Here is a 19,345-nt window from a genome sequence, read left to right on the forward strand (position 1 = left end):
TAATCAGTGGTTTGACTCATTTCTATTGGTGGCCGGAGGCAAAAGTTTAATCGTGGTTAATCGACCGGACATAATATTAATCATCGAATCAACATTATTATACTGTCCGTGGCGATCGAGCATCTCAAACTGACGCACCCTACCGCAACTTTCTCTTTCTCCTCTAACTCTCTCTGTGTCCTCTGTGTCCTCTGCGGTTAAAACCTCTAATTCTTATATGAATTAAAGCATTTTTTCCAGAAATTGCTTGGCGCGATCGCACTTCGGGTTACTAAAAAACTCCTGCGGCGGCACATCTTCCGCCACCTTTCCGCCATCGAGAAACAATATCCGGTGGGCGACTTCCCGCGCAAAACCCATTTCGTGAGTTACAATTGCCATTGTCATTCCCGTTTTCGTCAAAGCTTTCATCACATCTAACACTTCTTTAACCATTTCTGGATCGAGTGCAGAAGTCGGTTCGTCCATCAACAAAATTTCCGGTTCCATAGCCAAACAGCGGGCGATCGCCACCCGCTGTTTTTGTCCCCCCGAAAGCTTAGAAGGATAAACCTCGGCCTTATCTGACAAACCCACTTTTTCCAGCAATTCTAACCCCTTCAGACGCGCCTCATCCTTAGCAATTTGCTTCACCTTTACAGGCGCATACATCACATTTTGCAGCACAGTCATGTGCGGGAACAAATGGAAATGCTGAAAAACCATCCCCACTTTCTGGCGGATTTTCATAATATCTGCCTTCGGCAAAGTAATATCCACTCCGTCAATGTATATGTGTCCCGAAGTGGGAATTTCCAGTAAATTCAAACACCGCAAAAAAGTAGACTTGCCGCACCCGGAAGGGCCGATAATGGCAATCACTTCACCTTTATGAATCTCAGTAGTTATCTCGCGCAAAACCTTCAGATTGCCAAAAGATTTATACAGGCGATCGACCTTAACTGCTACTTTGGAGTCTGCGTTCGAGTACATTGGCCCCCCAAGTTAAACTAAGCACCATCAAATAATAAATTGCGCCGACAAATATCAAAGGCTCAAAGTAAATATACTTTTCTGCTCCCACAATTGTAGCGCGGCGCAGCAAGTCTTCTACGCCAATTACGGAAACTAAAGCTGAATCCTTCAGCAAAGCAATACTTTCATTCACCAATGCAGGCAAAATATTTTTCAACGCTTGCGGCAAGATAATATCGCCCATCATCAGTTTGTAGGGAACGCCAAGGGATTCTGCGGCTTCTTTTTGACCTTTATCTACGGCTTGAATTCCCGCGCGGATTGTTTCGGAAATATAAGCCCCAGAATTCAGGAAAAAAGTAATGACGCCAGCTTGCAGCGCCGATATATTATAGCCCGTAAGCTGCGGCGTTGCAAAATAAACTAAAGTCAACTGCAAAATTAGCGGCGTTCCTCGAAAAATTGAGGTGTAAGCAGTGCCAAACCAGAACAGCGGTTTAATGCTAGAAATCTTAAACAGAGACAGCACAATTCCCCAGATAAATCCGAGAAATGCCGACAGCAAGGTAAAAGTTAGCGTTACCCCAATCCCGGACAAAATATAAGGCAAACTCGGCTCGATTTTCCCAAAATCTAACCCGAACTTGGGCGCTACCGCAGGCTGATTTGCTTGAGCAGTTTCTTGCGGAATCGGTCGAGAAAACCACTTAGTAGCTAGGTCCTTAATTTGCCCGCTGGCTTTCATTTGCTGGAGGACTCGGTTGAATTCTGGAACTAATCTCGAACCTTTCGCAAAGGCGATCGCTGAACCGCTTTCTTCAGTATTCGGGATTGTGTTAAATTCCAAGTCCGGGTTCGCTGCTGCATAACCCGTAGCGACAGTATCCTCGATCACTCCCGCGGCGAGGCGGTTCGATTTAATTTCTTGAATGATGTCAGGAATCCTATTCAGAGGAGCCAGTTGCACCCCGGCCATTTTTTTCACAGCTTCCTGCTGAATGCTTCCGAGTTGAACGCCTACTTTTTTCCCGGCTAAATCTTCAGCTTTGGTCAAATTGCTGCCTTTATTGGCGACAATTGTATTTTGAGCTTCGTAGTAAAGGTCAGAAAAAGCAACATTTTTTTTTCTTTCTGCTGTGGGAGTCATTCCAGCCATCACAAAATCGGCTCTGCCCGCCTGCAAAGCTGGAATTAAGCCGTTAAAATCCATGCCAATTACTTTCAGTTCGTAGCCCAATTTTTTAGTAATATATTTGGCAATATCGATGTCAAAACCGATAATTTCGTTGCCGCTAACAGCCGTATCTTTAAATTCATAGGGCGGGTAGTCTGGGGAAGTCGCTAGTGTTAAAGTCTTGTTGGCTTGGGCGTAGCTGGCGATCGCAATTAAACAAAGGGCGATCGCGATCGCCGCCGCCAGCATTGATTTTAATTTTAAACGTTTCATATCGAACATTGTCCTAAAAAATCCCCTCGCCCAGAAAATATACCACAAATCGGAATCAAGTCACCTTTGTAAAGGAAGATATACTCCTGGACGCACGGGTTTCCTGAAACCTGGTTTGATGGACAAACAAACTGCATAATTAGCCTTTAATAATAGTAAAAAACCCGGTTATAAAGGTATTAAAGCGTGCAGGTCTAAAGATAGATAATTGTGCCACTAACTTATATTTAAAAAACGTCCGTAAGGCACATTTTTTAACAATTTAGAAAGGGAAGCTTGTTTGCTAAATTCCCACCCATAACGATTTGTCAGCCCGCTCGGCACACTAGAGTTGTACTGCAATTTGAGAGAGTTCAACCTCCTCTGATTTGATGGCTCTAAAATACTGAAATTTCCCTACTTCAGTATTTTCAATTATCCTAAAACCTGCTAGTTCAAGTCCCCTAATAAACCCTTGAATATCTTTCATGTGGGAAGTGACCTCATAAATCCAGAGCTGTCCATCAAGTTTGAGTGTACGGGCGGCTTCTCGAATATAATCAGCGATGTTTAAACCCATAAGTGACAGATTAAACATAGCAACGTCCAGACAGCTATCCTCCAAAGGCACACGAGCCATATCGCACTCAATAACCGAATCATTTATAGCAATAAAATCAAAGCTATGAACTATATGCTTACCAGCAAGAGCTTTAGCTATCAGCGCTTCGCCACAACCAAAATCAGCCACAACTAAATCAGATCGCCTCTGAAGCCATTTGATCGCTTCCTCATAAGGAATGATTGACCAGGTTTTTCGGGCTTCTTGATAAAGGGTATGATATTGCATCCACTCTTCTGGATTGCCTTGCAAACGTTTATAGGTAGTTTGACTGTAGCTGTTACTCCAACGGGCATTCATCCGGCTAAAATCACCGTACTGAAGATTCCGTCGCTGGACATCTACAGGATCAATATCTGGAAGTGGAACAAAGATTCTAGGGCGAATAATAGATTTTTGTTCACCTGTCTTCAATCGTTCTAACCACTGCCGTAGATCTCGAAATGCCTGAGATTCTGTTCTTAATTGTCCTTCAGGCATTACACCATCAACCGCAGCATCAGCAACCGTCTGTTTATTTTGCAGCCTAGCTAATCGCCCCTCATCCCAACTCCAGTGTTCTCCATCATCTAAACCATAAGTCACAGGCATAAGGATTGTGAGAGTATCGTGAACTTGTCCCTGACGATTCAATCGCCCTTCTAGCTGCTCTAGTTCGGCACTTGTCCAAGGTGGAATGTTCAGAATTAGGCGATCGCAAACTCGTTGAAATCCATCGACACCAGTAGCCATTGCACTACTAGCAATCAAAATATCTGTAGAGCCATCAATAAAATTGTTACGGCCACTTTTATCTCCCCCCATGTGAAAACCGACAGTCCATCCTTCTCCCTCGATCGCCTCTTTTAACTGATCGACAATGCCCTCAACGTAATGAGTATAAACAATTGTTTTTGGTTGAAGTTCCTTCAAAATAGCTGGAATTCTGGCGCGGGTAAGAATTTGCTCCATCTTTAAAAGAGATGTAGCTTTTTCCCGGATTTCATCAACCAAGTGAGTACAATCAACTGGAATCGTAACCCTGTTGATTTTGATCTGGGGCTTGACTCTGGAGCGAATTCCCAGAGTAACAAGTGCCTGATGTAAACGCATACAGTTGTTAAGCGTAGCTTTTTCACCTAAATCATATCGTTCTATACCTGTTACTAATTCAACTAAACTTTTACCTTCTTTTAGGTTATTAATTACAGGAGTTGCACTCATTCCCAGCACATGAAGATCAGGATTGTTCTCAGTTGCATTCGTAATCATTGCAAGAACCATCTGTCGCCGTTTAGATGGATCATCACTACGATGTTTACAACGATGAATCTCATCTACAATAATCAGATCAATTTTGTATCGTTCTAGCAATTGTCGAATGTGAGCAGGTGTTGAGGGTTGCTGGAACATTTCATGATTCAGCAGAATGTAGTGATTTCCCTCCTCAATATCTGACCAATGAGGATTAAAATTTTTGATTGTTACTCGACTATCAGGAAAAACGTGCTTGATTTCTCCATGCCAGTTTGGAATTGTATCTAATGGAGAGATAATTATTGTGAGATGAGAATCAATAATACGGCTGCTAAGAATGCCACCTATCGTTTTACCTGTTCCTGTTAACGAAAGATTTAACATTCGCTTTCGATTTCGTAGCTGTACCGCCGTCAACTTCTGCATTAAGTTTGGAGGGGTAATTTTGCCATTAATGCGGAATGCCCAACCTGACGGAATTTGCATATCCCGCGCTTGGTTGTATTCGTCAAGAAATTGATCTCTCACCTGACGACCATAACCCTCATCAGTAAATGCTTCTACACCTTCAACAGCAGATTCATCCTCAAAAACTTCTGCCCAAATCCGATTAAGCCTAGAAGCAATAAAGAAATCAATCGCCTCTTGATCTGCTGAAGCAACAACTTGACTACTTAGAAATTCTAGGCTTTTCTGTACTTTTACTCTTGGCAGTTCATTAGATTTATCAAGTTGTTGTGGAGAATTACCATTTTTTTCAAAAGCTTGAGATGTTTCATCAACAATTTTTAGTTCAGAATCTCCTTTTATATCCTCATGTAAGCTAATCTCAACGTCAGAGATTTTGATTTGCTTACCTTGAATTACATCTCGAAGTTTTTGCCCTGTCAGTTTACCCTTGATAATATCTTTGACGATCTTGAGTCCCTCAGTATTCCTTGTATCTAAAACACCTGATTGCTCAAATATTTTATATAGTTCAGCCTGAGTTAGGTTGGGAATATGAACTTGTAAACTAGCAACAAACTGACGAATAGCTTCTAAAGACCAGCCAAAACAACGAGCGCATCCACTATTCCCTTGACTCCAAGAAGCTCTTGTAATACTATTTATCCGGGTTTTCCATTCATATCCATCTATAGGACATTTAAACCAAGCCTCTTGGTTAGATCCCTTAGTCAATGCTGTTGGATGTAAATCGAGTTGATGATTTTTTTCATAGTCCCAATACTGAGGAACATAATCGGGATAAATAGAAATCAAAGATGTAGTTTTAGTCGCAACCCAGCCCCGACACGCAGGACAGCCACTGTTGTCTCTTTTCCAAGAGGATTTAATTTGAGAAAGAGGCGCAACCCACTCATAACCATCAATAGGACACTTAAAAAAAGCTTCTTTAGTCGATCCAATTGTTAATTTCATGGGATCAAGTCCTAGCTCATTATTGGCTTCATAAAACCAATACTTAGCAACTTCATCAGGAAATTCAATCCCAATAGGATTTGCTTGACCCCATTCCCCTCGCTTTCTTTCATGAGTACCATTACATACTCGGCATCCAGCATTACCCTTTGACCACTGTTGATTGATTGTTGAGGCAACAATTGCCTGCCATTCATTTCCCTCATGGGGGCATTTAAGCCAAGCTTTTTTATTACTACCTAAAGAAAGGGTGACTGGATCTAAATCCAGTTCTTTATTTTTTTCGTAATCCCAGTATTGACTAATCAGTTCAGGATAAACTTCTATTAAACTAGCCTTTTTTTCAGCCTTTTTTTTTCTACCTGCACACTTTGGGCATCCACTTGTCCCCCTATCCCAACTGGTCTTAATATCGTTAGGTCTTTTTTCCCATGAGTGTCCATCAATAGGACATTTAAGCCAAATAAATTTGCTGGTACTCCCAGCAGCAATATCTTCAGGTTTGATATCTCCATTCTTTTCATAATCCCATAATTTTGCAACTCTTTCTGGGTAGAGGACAGCTAAACTCTTTAAATAAAAGTTATTTTTTAACTGTTCGTTTTTCTCTTGTTCCGCGATGGCTTTCGCTTCTTCTTCAGCAACTTTTTCTTTTTCACGTTCTTTCAAATATTCATGGAATGCAGGATTGACATCAAGAACCTGCCTAACTCTTTCTCTACTTAATCCATGCTGAGCGCCTATATCCTGATAGCTAAACCCTTGTTTATAAAGCTCTAAGAACTGATTACTCTTCTGAAGTTTCGCCTCTCTGATTTTAGTTAATTTAGATAATTTTTTTTGGCTTTCACTTTCTGCTTCTGGCGAAAAATCTACTCCTCCATCATCATTCTGCCCTTGCCAAATTTGACAAATAGCCTGCCCCAAATCGGTTAGAGAAACCCGCTCATCTTTTAATTGAACAAGACCTCTATCCTGAAGATTGAGTAATGTCCTTTTGACAGAAGTAAATTTTTTTATGGGTTCAGAGGATAAATATAGCGATTGAAGAATGAGTTTCTGCATCCTACCAAACCCCTTTCTAGCCTCTCGGATATTGTACGCATCATCCATAGCTCAACCTGAATAATTAGAGGTGTCTATGTACTATTTTATAGATAAATGCGGAATATATGCCTAATATAGCCCAAAAACAAATCAGGAGATTTTAGACTAACGGGAGGTCATTGATCCGGGGCTGATGCGGTTGGTGATTTAGACTTGGTTATGGGATGAAACTTACCAAAGTTAGATGGGTGAACTTACCGCCGACGGCATTCGTGACTTCCGCACGACCTATGGGCAGACCACAAACCCTAGCAGTTTCCCCCTTTTTCAATTTACCGGAACCTTCCATAGCAAATAGATCAACAATTGACCCGGAGGTGGTTGCGCGCTTTAGGTTCAGAAGTCGAAATTCTGCTACCTTGGGACTTGCGACAGAAAATGGCCATAGAAATCCAAAAAACTCGGAACTTGTACCAATAGTCTCTTGCCCGATAATTATCAAAACTATTGTGGAAAACTTGCCGATTTCTGTGGAAAACCCCCCTTTTCCTGTGGAAAACTAGCACTAAATTAAGTGTGATCGCTCTAACCCGATTGATAGGATTTAAAAAATTGGAGGAATTGCGGTAAGTAAAAATACTTTCCCGATTCTTCAATTAATCCGTGTATCCGTGTCAAAATCACTGGTTGTGCCTTCATTTTTCAGAATCGTAGCTAATTTGGTCGGAATGGTAAGCCGGCGGCTCAACGTGAATTAAGATGCGTACAGGGCTGAAACGTTCTTCCAAACGGGCTTCTACTTCTTCTGTAATCCGGTGAGCTGTTTCTACATCGACAGCATCCACGATCGTGTGCATCTCAATAAATACTTGACGCCCTACCACACCGCGGGAGGCGATCGAGTGACAGTTGACAACCCCCGGTACATCGATCGCGATCGCGTGAATAACTTCCGGTGCGATCGCCATTTCATCCACCAACCAAGGCAGATTTTCTGTTAAAACCTTCCAACCGCTGCTAAATACCAAAACAGCCACAGGAAAAGACAAAAACACATCCAGGAATTGCAGTTGAGGTATATTCCAAACCTGCCCTTGCCAAACTCCAATCAACCCGCCGATCACCATAATTGTCACCCAAACATCGCTCATCGTGTGCTGAGCGTCAGCCACTAAAATCGCGCTACCAAGGCGTTTCCCAACCCTGCGCTCGTAAAAGGTGACAAAAATATTAATCCCCAGTACAATCAGCAAAATCCACAGTTCATTTGGGGATATTTTGACAACTTTACCCCCGTTAATCAGCCTTTCGACAGCACCGCTGAGAATTTCAAAACAGGCAATTCCCAGAAAAGCAGCAATTCCCAGAGCTCCGAGAGCATCAAATTTTTGGTGTCCGTAGGGATGATCGCGATCGGGCTGCGGATTGGCATAATGATTAGTTACCAATCCTAAAATATTATTAGCGCTGTCCGTGACGCTGTGCAAAGCATCTGCCAGCAAACTGAGGGAACCAGTCACCCATCCCACGGCTGCTTTAATTGCCATCACCAGCAAATTTAGCAATAAAGTAATTATTAAAACCTTGCGGACTTCGGAACGGTTATCGACCACCATAAACTCTCCTCGATCTGCCGTCAATTTTTCTGGTTTCTAGTTTAAAGCTTATCAAGTCAGAAAAGGTTAAAACTATTGCCGAATCTAGCTTGCGACTAGATTTATATTCATTAATTTAGCCGAGCTTCTTGAGACAATTTTTAATTAATACCAGTTTCGCAGTCCAATTGAGCTGGAATGTACTTCTTTTGGGTTACTATATTTTTTATCATTAACAATCGTATGTTAAATTTCATTGCCCATGTCTCTTTCTCCGCTGACACTGAATTTAGTCGAAGGTTCTGTCTCCTTTAGCTTTTCCCCGCAAGCCGCCCGGGATTTGCAAAGCGATATTGCAGCTTTGATGGAAAGCTTGAAAGCTGTAGCAGCCAAAACCGCTGGCGCTAAAGCTTCTCCCCAAAAACCGATGGAATATCGGTATGCAGGGGATGTATTTTTAGAAGTTTTCTGCAACCCGAATATCTGGCCAACTCCTTTTGCTGCAAAAGTGCTGATTACGGTTAGGGACGATCGCGTGCGCGTGACCACCGAAGCCGAACTCAGCCGCCTGCGCGACGATCTCGCTCAGTATATAGAACAAGTCGGTTGAGAATCTCAACCTCGATCGTTTGTAGTTAATAGGTTGAATCTGAGTTCAGACACCATTCTCAAGAACAGGCTTTCCGGCCTGTTCCACAAACATTAAATTTTATTGTCGGGTGGGCTTCTAGCCCGCCCCTGAAAGGCTTATTGAAAGTGGATAAGTATCTGCCGGCGACGCCGACCATTCCCACATTGAACCTGCATAATTCTTAGCATTAAACCCCACATTTGTCAAGACACAAGTCAACCATGCAGAACGAATTCCCCCGGAGCAATAACTCACAATTTGAGTTGACTGCGAAACTCCTTTTTGCTGCAAAATAGCAATTATTTCCCCGCTATCCAGCAGTTTTCCCTGTTTGTCCATTAACTGTTTGTAATAAAGGTGAACCGCACCGGGAATGTGGCCGCCGCGCTTTTCTCCGTAAGGCGTTTTACCTGCATATTCTCGCGGCTCTCTGGCGTCAATAACTGCTAAATTAGCATCTCCTAAAATAGCTTTAAATTCATCACGCTGAATTTCCCAATTCGAGCGGCGAGATATTACAAAATCTCCTGTTTTCGATGGATTGTTTGCAGCTTTTACTCGATTAATTCCAGCTTTGATTAAAGCCCGATACCCTCCATCTACCAAAACAGCTTTTTCGTGTCCCAAAGTCCGCAACATCCAAACAATCCTTCCGTCTTCGCCCCACCCTTTCACAGAATCGGCAACCACTATCACAGGTTTGTCTTGACAAATACCAATTGCTTGCAGTTTTTGAGTTAAAACTGTGTTATTTTCGATAATTTTTCCCTTGTGGGGAAAGTCGGAACGGGAAAATTCCTGCCAAGTTACGGGAATAGCTGGTGAGAAACGGCAAAACCACTTTAAAATAGGTGCGCGAGCATCTAGTAAAGTAGCTTCTTGTTCCAGCAATTGCTTAGCTAAATCTGCATTTACTATCCAGTTATTTGCTAACTTACCGAGTAAATTAGACATAATTTATTGAGTAACTTGGGCTGTATTAGCACCGCAGGCTAAAACCCCTTTTGTATTAGTTGGATTAGCTGGTTTAGTCTTGCCAGGAGCCACATTTAGACACAAGATTGTTTGTGTCTTGTTTCCCACCAAAAAGACTCCCCCCACAAAACTTTTGAGATTAGCTTGCTTCGATACTCCGTAGTTAAATACAGCACCTTTTTTAACCATGGCGATCGAGTAGCTGTAATTGGCTGCGGCAGGTTTAATTTGGAGACCCATATAAACCAATAGATTGGAAACAGAACTTGTAAAACCTGCTTTTTCAGCATAGTAAACTTGCTGAGCTTTATTCATCGAACCCACAAATTTTTTCGCTTGTGATTCCTTAGCTTTAAGCGTTTGTGACACTTGAGCTTCCGACACAGGACTGAAAACAACTGGCAGAGTTAGAACTGCGATCGCAACTTTGATCTGCCAGTTGCGGCTGCTAGGAATCAGGCTTAATTTCACAGATAGCAGGTGGAATGAGCGGTCTAGCAACATACAATCAAACTAATTGTTTTGCCTGAAACTGTCTCAACGCCCCAGGAGCCACCGTGCCGTGTTCTGTGATTATTCCCGATATTAATTCCGCCGGAGTTACGTCAAAAGCGGGATTGTAAAATTCTACTCCCACAGGACAAATTCGCGTAGTTCCAACTTGATACATTTCAACTGGATCGCGTTCTTCAATTGGAATTTTGCTGCCGTCGGAAAGTTCAAAATCAATTGTTGACAGAGGAGCGGCGACAAAAAACGGGACGTTGTGAGCTTTGGCAACAATTGCTAAACTGTAAGTGCCAATTTTATTGGCCGCGTCGCCGTTAGCAGCGATTCTGTCTGCACCGACAACTACTGCGTGAATCATGCCGAGTTTCATGCAGTGAGCGGCCATATTGTCTGCTATCAATGTGACGGGAATTCCTTCTTGCACGCATTCCCAAGTGGTCAGTTTTGCACCTTGGAGACGCGGCCGAGTTTCGTCTGCAAAAACTCTTCCGAGTCTTCCTTCTCGCCAAGCAGAACGAAATACACCTAAAGCAGTACCGTAGCCGGCAGTTGCTAATGCACCTGCATTGCAGTGAGTTAGTAAGTTCAGTTTTTCCGGTGTAGCTGGCAGAACTTCTAAACCTTTGTCGCCGATATCTTTACAAGTTTGCAAGTCTTCTGCTTGAATGGTTTTGGCCATTTCTAACAAAGTTTTTTGCACTTGTTCGACAGAACCGCTAGTTTTCTCGGCTGTTTTGAGCATTCGCGATATTGCCCAAAACAAATTAACCGCAGTCGGACGAGTTGATCGCAATAACTCACCAACTTGTTCTAATTTAGTAAAAAACTCGGTGCGATCGCCCGTTTCGATTTCTCGCGCCCCCAAATACATCCCGTAGGCTGCTGCTACCCCGATCGCCGGAGCACCTCGGACTATCATAGTTTTAATCGCCTCAGCCATATCTTCGCAGCGGCTAATTTCGACTACACCGTATTCTTTCGGGAGTCGGTTTTGGTCAATTAGCAGAACTCTGTCTTCCATCCAGGTGACGGGGGAAACGGGGGAGTTTTGAGCGGTCATCTATTTCAATTATGTGAGGGACAAGTTTCTATGATGCCATGAAAGCGACTCTTCCCGCCACTTCGAGCGACAAAACCCGCCTAATTAAGCGGGTTTTGTAGTTTTCCTAAATATTTTCACTATTTGGCAATGATTAAACAATCACTCTCAACTTTAGACAGCATATCTGGGAAAGCTGATGTGTAATTGCCATCTTTGTCTACAATCCTGCGGAGTGTATATCCGTTGTCAGGAGGTCTGCCGAAAAACGAGTTTGTACGATGCCAGATATCTCCATTCGGAGTGTTCGGATCTCGCTCAATCAAAAAATCTACAAGCCACTGCGGCACAGAGAATCCAAACACTATCGGCGTAATGTGTCCGTGCTGCAAAGTTGCATCCGAGAATCGGAACAAGTAGCTGAAGCGAGAAAATTTGACTAAATAAATTAACATCCGTCCTGCCATTGATGAATGAAATGTCCAGATAACAGGGTCAAAAACGCGCAGCAATAAAGTCCGTTCGGCAGCATTCCAGTCTGAACTGTACATCGTCAGACAATCGTCTGGTAAAACATTCCCGTCCATAAAAAAGATACCTTGCAGGACTTCGGGTAACTCGGCTGGATGTTCTACTTTCATCCAATTTGCGATGTCTTTTAGTTGCTTTTCTTCGATTAACATGGTATTATTTGTCCTCAAAATATTTGTGTTTGGGTTTTCTATTACATACCCCCTTGATTTCTTAGTTGATCGAGCGATCGATAGTTTATGTGGTGTGCGGTTTCAACTCACATCTTGCATCCTAGCCAATCAGTTATTCAAGGGCGGGGGGACACCCCACAATAAACTTGATGTCTTGTAGGGTGGGCCTCGGGCCTGTTAAGCGAGAATGGGGCAATATCTCAGTTTCAACCGCTGTCCGATCGAGCTTTTGGATTAATTACCGCCGCAAATTCGGCTCAGAAGCTCGTCGCACTTTGCCTACCGTACTCACGACATCCACCAGCATCTTGAGTGCGATGTCTTTACCCGGGCAAATCCGTCCCGCGCTACGATCGCCCACCGAATGAAAACCCATATGAAAAGGGCACAGATTCTCGCGCTTAGGGTTGAATTCGTATACCGTAGAGCCCCAGAAACTCCCGTCTAGCAGCCCCAGGCTGAGCGGTATCAGTACCTTGGTTCCTGCGGGGAAGGTGCGCTCTTTGCCGGCTACCGTTGCAGTGAATGGCTCTGTCGCGACTCGGTGCGTGGCGCTGACGGGAGCCCAGAGGCGGGCGCATTCCAGGAGGAAGAGCTCGATCGACTGGCGATCGTCCAAATCGAGCTGATCCCAAAAATCAGTCGGGTTAATTTCGGCCGTCTGCTGTCCTTTATAGGCGGGGAGAGGGCGGTATCCCATTGCCGTGTAGCCTAGGTGGAGGGGGCCTTGCAGTCCCGCTATGCCCATAATCGATGTCATCAGCTTCGCCAATTCCCGCTTAGTCATGCCGTTGTTTTCCGAGCTCTCCTCGAAGTCGGCTAAAGCTGGGGAATTCTCATAGATAGTCGCTGCACGCTCGATTAGAGCGGACAAATCCCCGTGTCCTAAGAGGTTCAGGCTTTGCAGCAGGTTGCCGATGACGGCGAAGTAGTGCAGCGGGCTTTGGCGAGTGTAATGCAATTCGGTGAGAAGTTCGATCGACTCTGAATCGTCTGGATTAATTCCAAAGATGACGTAGTGCAGGTATCGGACTAAAAATCCCATCCAGCCCCGCTTGACATCGGTAAAAAACGCTCCCCCCGCACCGTGTGGCATTTGGGCATAATCTGCGGCTAGCCGATCGAGCAACCGCCTGCTGATTTCGTCTCCCTGGCGATCCGCTGTCGCACTGTTGAAGAGATATTTCTGCATACAGCTTCGGAATGCTGCGTGGTTGCTGCTACCATCAGTTTCGCGATCGGACAAAGACAGTAGAAAAAGGTTTCTGCCGCCGACATCTTGGTTGGGGGCGCTATCGGGATCGAGTACCGAAGTACCAAGCCGCCATCCGCGCGCCTGGGGCGATGTGAGTGCTTTTTCTAGGGTGTCAAACTCTCCCATCACGACTTGCCCCGCGCAGCAAAAGTTTGCTCCGAAAGCCAGCCGTTTTATCTGCAAATAGGTGGGTTCGTTGGCAATCAAACCCTCAATCAGGGCGATCGGCGGTAGCATCGTTTTGCTGAGACTTTCTTCTGGGTTTTGCAAAGCCCAAACCTGAAACTCGTTCAGGGCCGGGTTCATCAGCGATGAGAAAATAGTATCTAAATTTAGGTTCATCATAATTCCTCCGAGAATCCCTCGCCATAACCCGCTTTGCAGTTAGCAGCAAGAGGGTATTGAGCGGCAATTGAGCGGGTATTGAATCCCACTTAAATGCCAAAATCAGTAAGTATAACTATAGCCATCTTTATTTGTAAACGCAGTGGCAATATAGATATAGTTTTACTGAATATGTCTGCGCCCAAGTCTAGCCTTGTCCCGGAGATTGAGTGGAATTTTTAACGATTGCTGGTAAGTAGATCTACTTTCTGCATCTCAAGTATTAGCCCCAATCTCTCAGAGCCGGACTTAACCGTAGAGAATTACAGGAACTCGCCCCTACAAAATACTAGGGTTTTCTTTGTGATTATTATATAGCAATCCTAAATCATTTGTGGATTTCTTACTCCCTCCCCTTACTAAGGGGATGGTTGGGGTGGAGTAAAAAAATTACGGCTCATTTAAGATTGCTATATATATTTAGATATAAAATATTTTAGGCTTCTGTATGCTTCTGAATTTAAGTGAATAAACTCAGAGAATTAATTACTGAATATTATTAAATAATAGAGCTAAAAATTCCCAATTCTTCAATTATTCAATCTCAAATCAAATGCCATCCCCAATCCCTAATTCTTCAATCTAAAATCTAAAATCTAAAATCTAAAATCAAATGACGCCCGCTAAAGTTTCCTACCAGTACAAAAGCACTTTACAGGAAATCCGCAGGCGTCAAAATCAAGCAAACTTAAATCTTAGAAAAGACCCAGAGTGAAAGATTTGTCGATCGGGAAAATAGCACCAATACCCAACCACAGAGTTACAGCAGTTCCCAACAGGAAAACAGTAGTAGCAACAGGGCGGCGGAACGGATTTTGGAACTTGTTAACATTCTCGATGAACGGAATCAAAATCAAGCCAACGGGAACACCAGCCATGCAAGCAATACCCAACAATTTGTTAGGCAAAACGCGCAATAGTTGGAAAACAGGCCACAAATACCATTCCGGCAGAATTTCCAGCGGAGTAGCAAAAGGATTAGCAGGTTCCCCAACCAAAGCCGGGTCTAGTACGGCCAGACCCACGCACAGAGAAATCGTTCCCATGATTACTATAGGGAAAACGTAGAGCAAGTCATTAGGCCAAGCTGGTTCGCCGTAATAGTTGTGACCCATGCCCTTAGCGAGTTTAGCGCGGAGGTCTGGATCGCTCAAATCTGGTTTTTTGATAATAGACATAGTGAGAGTGTTCTCCTTTTAGTTTTACCCGGGCCTGGGATTCCACTGTATTCGTTAGTTTGAATCAGTGGCGCGATCGCAGGAAGTATTAGCCGTAAATAAATATCATGAGCGATGAATTATGAATTTTCAACTCAAAATTCAGCGGGGGGCAAAAGAATACCGCCCCCACAACTCAAAATTTACAAAGGGCCAGAGATACCTTGCTTGCGAATCATCAAGAAGTGAGCCAGCATGAAGACTACAATCAGCCAAGGCAACACAAAAGTGTGCAAGCTGTAGTAACGGGTCAAAGTGCCTTGACCGACGCTGACACCGCCGCGCAGCAGTTCAACCATCAAAGAACCGACAAACGGGATAGCTTCGGGGACGCCGGAAACGATTTTAACTGCCCAGTAACCGATTTGATCCCAAGGCAGCGAATAGCCGGTCACGCCGAAAGAAACAGTGATGACTGCCAAGATTACTCCTGTCACCCAGGTTAATTCGCGGGGCTTTTTGAAGCCGCCTGTCAGATAAACCCGGAAGATGTGCAAAATCATCATCAGCACCATCATGCTTGCAGACCAGCGGTGGATGGAGCGGATCAGCCAGCCGAAGTTGACTTCAGTCATCAGGTATTGCACTGAAGAAAAAGCTTCTGCTACCGTGGGACGGTAATAGAAAGTCATGGCGAAGCCGGTGGCAAACTGGATCAGAAAGCAAACTAAAGTAATTCCGCCCAAGCAGTAGAAAATATTGACGTGCGGGGGTACGTACTTCGTAGTGATGTCGTCGGCGAGCGCCTGAATTTCCAGGCGTTCCTCAAACCACTGGTAGGTTTTTGAGTCGGTGATTTGTTTAGAAAACATGGAGCCAGAATTCCTAAAAGAATATTGCTGTGGTTGAGGTTCAGGGCAGCAGCCACAAGGTTTTTTGTCGCCCCGCGCCGAGCAGCTTGCTTTTACTAGCAAATGCCTGAGGCTATTTTTTAAATTTGGAGCTGACGAAAGGAACTCTATTGTGCGATCGCCTGCAAGCCCTGGGAAACTAAGCGGTGGCTTGTCCCTACTCGCTGGCGTTGCCCGATCGAATTCCAGACTGTGATAAAAAATGTAACATAATTGCCGTGCAATTTTCACGCGGGCGATCGCTTTTTGGACACTTAAAAGGCTTTTTTCGCAATCTCAACATCCGCCCAAGCTACTATGCGGGGAGGGCTGAGCTACAGCAAGCAGTCCGAGCCGGAAACAGGTTTGCCGGGAGAGGCCGAATTTCATCTCGATCGTAAAACTTCACCTTTTGGGTCTATCGATTCACAAACCATTGCCAATCAGAATAAAAGGTGCCCAGTAGAAGGGGTGGCTCAGGCTGTTACTCAGTTGTGACGGGGCGCTGCTGCTAATGGGTTGTTGTCCTGATGCTGCATAGTTGCCTGTAATCAGGGCAATTTGCGCTTGGCGTAAGGCTTCGGCTTTGGTCATATTCTCTTGCTTCAAGGCGGCATAGAAGGCATCCATCAAGTCTTGCGTGCCACCATCGTCTACGAACCACAACGTGGCGATCGCGGCCCTAGCGCCTGTACGCTGCACCTGATAGCCAAACCCCAAAATCTCCTCACCGTTACCTAATCTGCCGCCTACAGCCGTTTGGCAGGCACTCAGGACGATTAAATCCACCTTGGGTAACGACCAGGTTTTGATCTCTCGTAGCGTCGCGCGATCGCCATTCCCGAACATAATAAAAGAATCTTCCGGTTCACCAACTAAAAAAGCCGCGTGAGTCGCAAGATGAACAATTGAATAATCATTCATCAACAACACAGTATCGCGGTTAAATTGCTTGTCCAAGAGTTTCGTTGTACCCGGAATTGTCGCCGCTAAATTTTCCACTTCTCGACCCGCAAACTCCAGTCCCGACATTGTGAAATCTCTCGCACCAACTCTGAAGTTATAACTGCCTTGGGTAAAAGCAGCCGCTATAACTTGCAAATTATTTTGAGGTTTTGTATTAAAATCAGTCAGACTGGCAGCAGTAATATTGTTAATGCGGAAGCGCTGCACTAACCATTCTTTGCCATCGTGTAAGGCAGCAAGCGGAATATAGCGCAACTGTCCATCAGGCGCGTAGATAAGAGTTTTAGCATCGGCTTGTGCTAAGTCTTTTTCAATCGGTTTAATCAACAATTGGTAAAGCTTTTGACCCGCAACTTCAGCATCGGCAATATTGCCATTCCGATTTGTTATATTACGACGGAAATCAGCAATAGCACCATTAAGTTCTTCCCGTTTCACAGCCACAGTGCGGCGAATCGGAGGAGAATAAGGGGTAACTAAAATCAGTTCCAATCGCTCATCCAGAACCAAGGGATAGAGAATAACAGCGTTTTGTTGCAGCTTTTGGAGGTTGTCTCGTAAACTATTGAAATTGGCAAGATTGAGAGTTTCTCCACCCGTAACTTGCCTCAGTTGCGTCACCAGTGCAGTTACGGTTGGACTTTTGAGGAATTCTTGAAACTGTTGAGAAATTTCTTGCTGATTTTTTCTAAACTCTAGAATACGCTGTTGCTGGGCGGGGGTTCTGTCAGCAGGTGGAATCTTTTCGATGTTGACGAGTTCTTTACCGAGTTGAATTGCTTTATTTAAAAGGGCTTCGTAGCCTTTTTGAATTTGCTGTTCTGAGGGAGTATTGGGAATTCCTCGAGCAGTTTGTTCGTTGCCGCGCACATTGCTGAGATAATCTTCCAGTTCTTGAACTTTGAGTAAATCTATCACTTGTTGGGCTTCGAGAACTCGGTCTTGTTTCAGGAGGAGATCGGCTAAGTGGCGATAATCTTTAGCAATGGTTTCTGTGTATGATTGCTGGAATTCTTGAGGAAGTCCCTTGATATTCTTGCGAATCACTTCTCTAGCGTTTACTGATTGCTTGAAGAACACAATCGCCAATTCTGGCTGATTCTGTTTCTCTAGCAAGTACCCGATGTTTTTGAGAGCGTGTCCTTCATCCGCCTTGTTGCCAAATTCCTGGAGAATTACCAAGGCTTGCTGATAAAATTCCCAGGCTAATTCATACTTTCCTTGCTCAAAGTATACTTGGCCAATATTACTGAGCATTAGCCCTTCCGACTTCGTGTAGCCAAGTGGTTTGAGAATGGTTAAAGCTTCCTGCAAGAACTTCAAGGCTAATTCATAATTTCCTTGTTTGAGGTAAACAACACCAATATTGTGGAACGTTCCTGCTTCCAGGTTTTTTTTATCTGTTTTGTCATCTATTGTTTTGAGGATTGCTAAGGCTTCCTGATAGAACTTCAAGGCTAATTCGTACTTTCCTAGTCTGTAGTGAATTCTCGCGATCGCGTTGAGATTTGTTACTTCACCCCCGATGTCCCAACTCTGCCCGCTCATAGATAGTGAGGGTTTTCTGGCAATTTTTAATGATTTATTGTAGAAATTAAAAGCCAGTTCGTACTGTCCTAGTGCCTCGTAAATCCTTCCGGTATTAGACAGCATTGCTGCCCGAATTTCCGTCAAATAAGCTGTAGGAATCGCTAAGGCTTGCTGATAAAAATCCAAGGCTAATTCATACTCTCCCAGATTAGTGTAAGCTATCCCAATTTGGTTGAGAGTTAAACCTTCCGCTTTCTTATGACCAAGTTTTCTCTGAATAACCAGGAGTTGCTGAAATTTCTCTAAGGCTTCTCGATATTGACTTCGCTCAACCAGTTGATCACCTTGCTTGCCGTAACTTCTCCCCATCATATTGAGGGTTACTAATTCCCCATCGCCATCGCCTACCTCCCGTCGAATAGGCAAAGCTTGCTGGAAGTAATCTAATGCTTGCTCATACTCTTTTTGGTTGTAGTGAACGTATCCAATGTTGTAGAGAGTTTCTCCAATGCTTGCTTTGTCGCCTATTTCTTGATAAATCGATAAGGCTTCCTGGAATTTCCTGATAGCTGCTGCATAGCTGTCGTCTGCCTTCAGATATTTACCTTCTCTGAACAGGCGATCGCCTATAGCTTTCCGATCTTGATTTGTTTGCGCCTGCGCGACTAAAGGCGAGAGACTCAAGGTAGATGGTAACAAGGGAGAGGTTAGCGAAAGCAGCAGGGTGGCAAAGCTGAGGCTGACTAGATGTAGACGCATGGTTCAATCCTTCATACAAGAGAAGGTACGGATTGCTATCAACTTGACATATTTTGCATCGATTGTGAGGATATCCATTATCTTTTTTAACTATATTGAACATGATATCTGAAATACGTAGGGTGCGTTAGCGACAGCGTAACGCACCATTTAATACCAATTTAAGATGAAGCTGCATAGAATAGGGCTTCAAGAATAAAATTGTAAGATGACAACGAACAGATTTCCTCAGGAGTGATTTTT

The 19,345-nt window shown here is 44.0% G+C and carries 13 protein-coding genes; 1 reads left to right on the plus strand and 12 read right to left on the minus strand.

Annotated elements, in window-relative coordinates:
• Positions 1-222: 222 nt before the first annotated feature.
• From QUB25_RS27885 to QUB25_RS27900, 4 genes are all read right to left on the minus strand, one after another.
• A complete protein-coding gene (locus tag QUB25_RS27885) occupies positions 223-972 on the minus strand; it encodes an amino acid ABC transporter ATP-binding protein (protein WP_333188470.1) in 750 nt (249 codons plus the stop codon).
• Entirely contained in the window at positions 938-2,401 is a 1,464-nt protein-coding gene (locus QUB25_RS27890; protein WP_333188475.1) for an ABC transporter substrate-binding protein/permease, read from the minus strand. Before QUB25_RS27890 ends, QUB25_RS27885 begins: the two co-directional genes overlap by 35 nt.
• 325 nt (positions 2,402-2,726) lie before the next feature.
• Positions 2,727-6,773: a zinc-ribbon domain-containing protein gene (locus tag QUB25_RS27895; RefSeq protein WP_333188478.1), complete on the minus strand. Its 4,047-nt coding sequence runs from the start codon at positions 6,771-6,773 to the stop codon at positions 2,727-2,729.
• Positions 6,774-7,402: 629 nt separating this feature from the next.
• Entirely contained in the window at positions 7,403-8,323 is a 921-nt protein-coding gene (locus QUB25_RS27900; protein ID WP_333188481.1) for a cation diffusion facilitator family transporter, read from the minus strand.
• A gap of 241 nt (positions 8,324-8,564) precedes the next feature.
• Here QUB25_RS27900 and QUB25_RS27905 point away from each other — a divergent pair, with 241 nt between their 5' ends.
• Positions 8,565-8,912, plus strand: coding sequence for a hypothetical protein (locus tag QUB25_RS27905; protein WP_333064238.1), 348 nt, complete (start codon positions 8,565-8,567; stop codon positions 8,910-8,912).
• A 117-nt stretch (positions 8,913-9,029) separates the two neighbouring features.
• On the opposite strand, the gene QUB25_RS27910 is transcribed toward QUB25_RS27905, so the two are convergent.
• The 8 genes from QUB25_RS27910 to QUB25_RS27945 form a co-directional block, all read right to left on the minus strand.
• Entirely contained in the window at positions 9,030-9,887 is an 858-nt protein-coding gene (locus tag QUB25_RS27910) for a rhodanese-like domain-containing protein (protein WP_333188483.1), read from the minus strand.
• Positions 9,888-9,890: 3 nt separating this feature from the next.
• Positions 9,891-10,412 (minus strand): type IV pilin-like G/H family protein, encoded by a 522-nt coding sequence (locus QUB25_RS27915; RefSeq protein WP_333188486.1) that lies wholly within the window; start codon positions 10,410-10,412, stop codon positions 9,891-9,893.
• Between the two features lie 4 nt (positions 10,413-10,416).
• Positions 10,417-11,478 (minus strand): S-methyl-5-thioribose-1-phosphate isomerase, encoded by a 1,062-nt coding sequence (mtnA, locus tag QUB25_RS27920; protein WP_333188489.1) that lies wholly within the window; start codon positions 11,476-11,478, stop codon positions 10,417-10,419.
• A gap of 119 nt (positions 11,479-11,597) precedes the next feature.
• A complete protein-coding gene (locus QUB25_RS27925; RefSeq protein ID WP_333188491.1) occupies positions 11,598-12,140 on the minus strand; it encodes a hypothetical protein in 543 nt (180 codons plus the stop codon).
• Positions 12,141-12,399: 259 nt separating this feature from the next.
• Positions 12,400-13,761, minus strand: a complete 1,362-nt coding sequence (locus QUB25_RS27930; protein ID WP_333188493.1) for a cytochrome 450 — start codon at positions 13,759-13,761, stop codon at positions 12,400-12,402.
• Positions 13,762-14,495: 734 nt separating this feature from the next.
• Complete coding sequence (petD, locus tag QUB25_RS27935) at positions 14,496-14,978, minus strand: cytochrome b6-f complex subunit IV (RefSeq protein ID WP_333033520.1); 483 nt, start codon at positions 14,976-14,978, stop codon at positions 14,496-14,498.
• Between the two features lie 182 nt (positions 14,979-15,160).
• Positions 15,161-15,829 carry a cytochrome b6 gene (gene petB / locus QUB25_RS27940; protein ID WP_015174799.1) on the minus strand — a complete coding sequence of 223 codons (669 nt, stop codon included), beginning with the start codon at positions 15,827-15,829 and terminating at the stop codon, positions 15,161-15,163.
• A gap of 444 nt (positions 15,830-16,273) precedes the next feature.
• Entirely contained in the window at positions 16,274-19,102 is a 2,829-nt protein-coding gene (locus QUB25_RS27945) for a CHAT domain-containing protein (protein WP_333188496.1), read from the minus strand.
• Positions 19,103-19,345 lie beyond the last annotated feature (243 nt).

The sequence above is a fragment of the Microcoleus sp. B3-D7 genome, assembly GCF_036705305.1.
Taxonomy (GTDB): Bacteria; Cyanobacteriota; Cyanobacteriia; order Cyanobacteriales; family Microcoleaceae; genus Microcoleus.

Excerpts from the sequence above, each read along its gene's own strand:
- QUB25_RS27885 (WP_333188470.1), bottom strand. The coding sequence starts at position 972 with ATGTACTCGAACGCAGACTCCAAAGTAGCAGTTAAGGTCGATCGCCTG.
- QUB25_RS27890 (WP_333188475.1), bottom strand. The coding sequence starts at position 2,401 with ATGAAACGTTTAAAATTAAAATCAATGCTGGCGGCGGCGATCGCGATC.
- QUB25_RS27895 (WP_333188478.1), bottom strand. The coding sequence starts at position 6,773 with ATGGATGATGCGTACAATATCCGAGAGGCTAGAAAGGGGTTTGGTAGG.
- QUB25_RS27900 (WP_333188481.1), bottom strand. The coding sequence starts at position 8,323 with ATGGTGGTCGATAACCGTTCCGAAGTCCGCAAGGTTTTAATAATTACT.
- QUB25_RS27905 (WP_333064238.1), top strand. The coding sequence starts at position 8,565 with ATGTCTCTTTCTCCGCTGACACTGAATTTAGTCGAAGGTTCTGTCTCC.
- QUB25_RS27910 (WP_333188483.1), bottom strand. The coding sequence starts at position 9,887 with ATGTCTAATTTACTCGGTAAGTTAGCAAATAACTGGATAGTAAATGCA.
- QUB25_RS27915 (WP_333188486.1), bottom strand. The coding sequence starts at position 10,412 with ATGTTGCTAGACCGCTCATTCCACCTGCTATCTGTGAAATTAAGCCTG.
- mtnA (WP_333188489.1), bottom strand. The coding sequence starts at position 11,478 with ATGACCGCTCAAAACTCCCCCGTTTCCCCCGTCACCTGGATGGAAGAC.
- QUB25_RS27925 (WP_333188491.1), bottom strand. The coding sequence starts at position 12,140 with ATGTTAATCGAAGAAAAGCAACTAAAAGACATCGCAAATTGGATGAAA.
- QUB25_RS27930 (WP_333188493.1), bottom strand. The coding sequence starts at position 13,761 with ATGATGAACCTAAATTTAGATACTATTTTCTCATCGCTGATGAACCCG.
- petD (WP_333033520.1), bottom strand. The coding sequence starts at position 14,978 with ATGTCTATTATCAAAAAACCAGATTTGAGCGATCCAGACCTCCGCGCT.
- petB (WP_015174799.1), bottom strand. The coding sequence starts at position 15,829 with ATGTTTTCTAAACAAATCACCGACTCAAAAACCTACCAGTGGTTTGAG.
- QUB25_RS27945 (WP_333188496.1), bottom strand. The coding sequence starts at position 19,102 with ATGCGTCTACATCTAGTCAGCCTCAGCTTTGCCACCCTGCTGCTTTCG.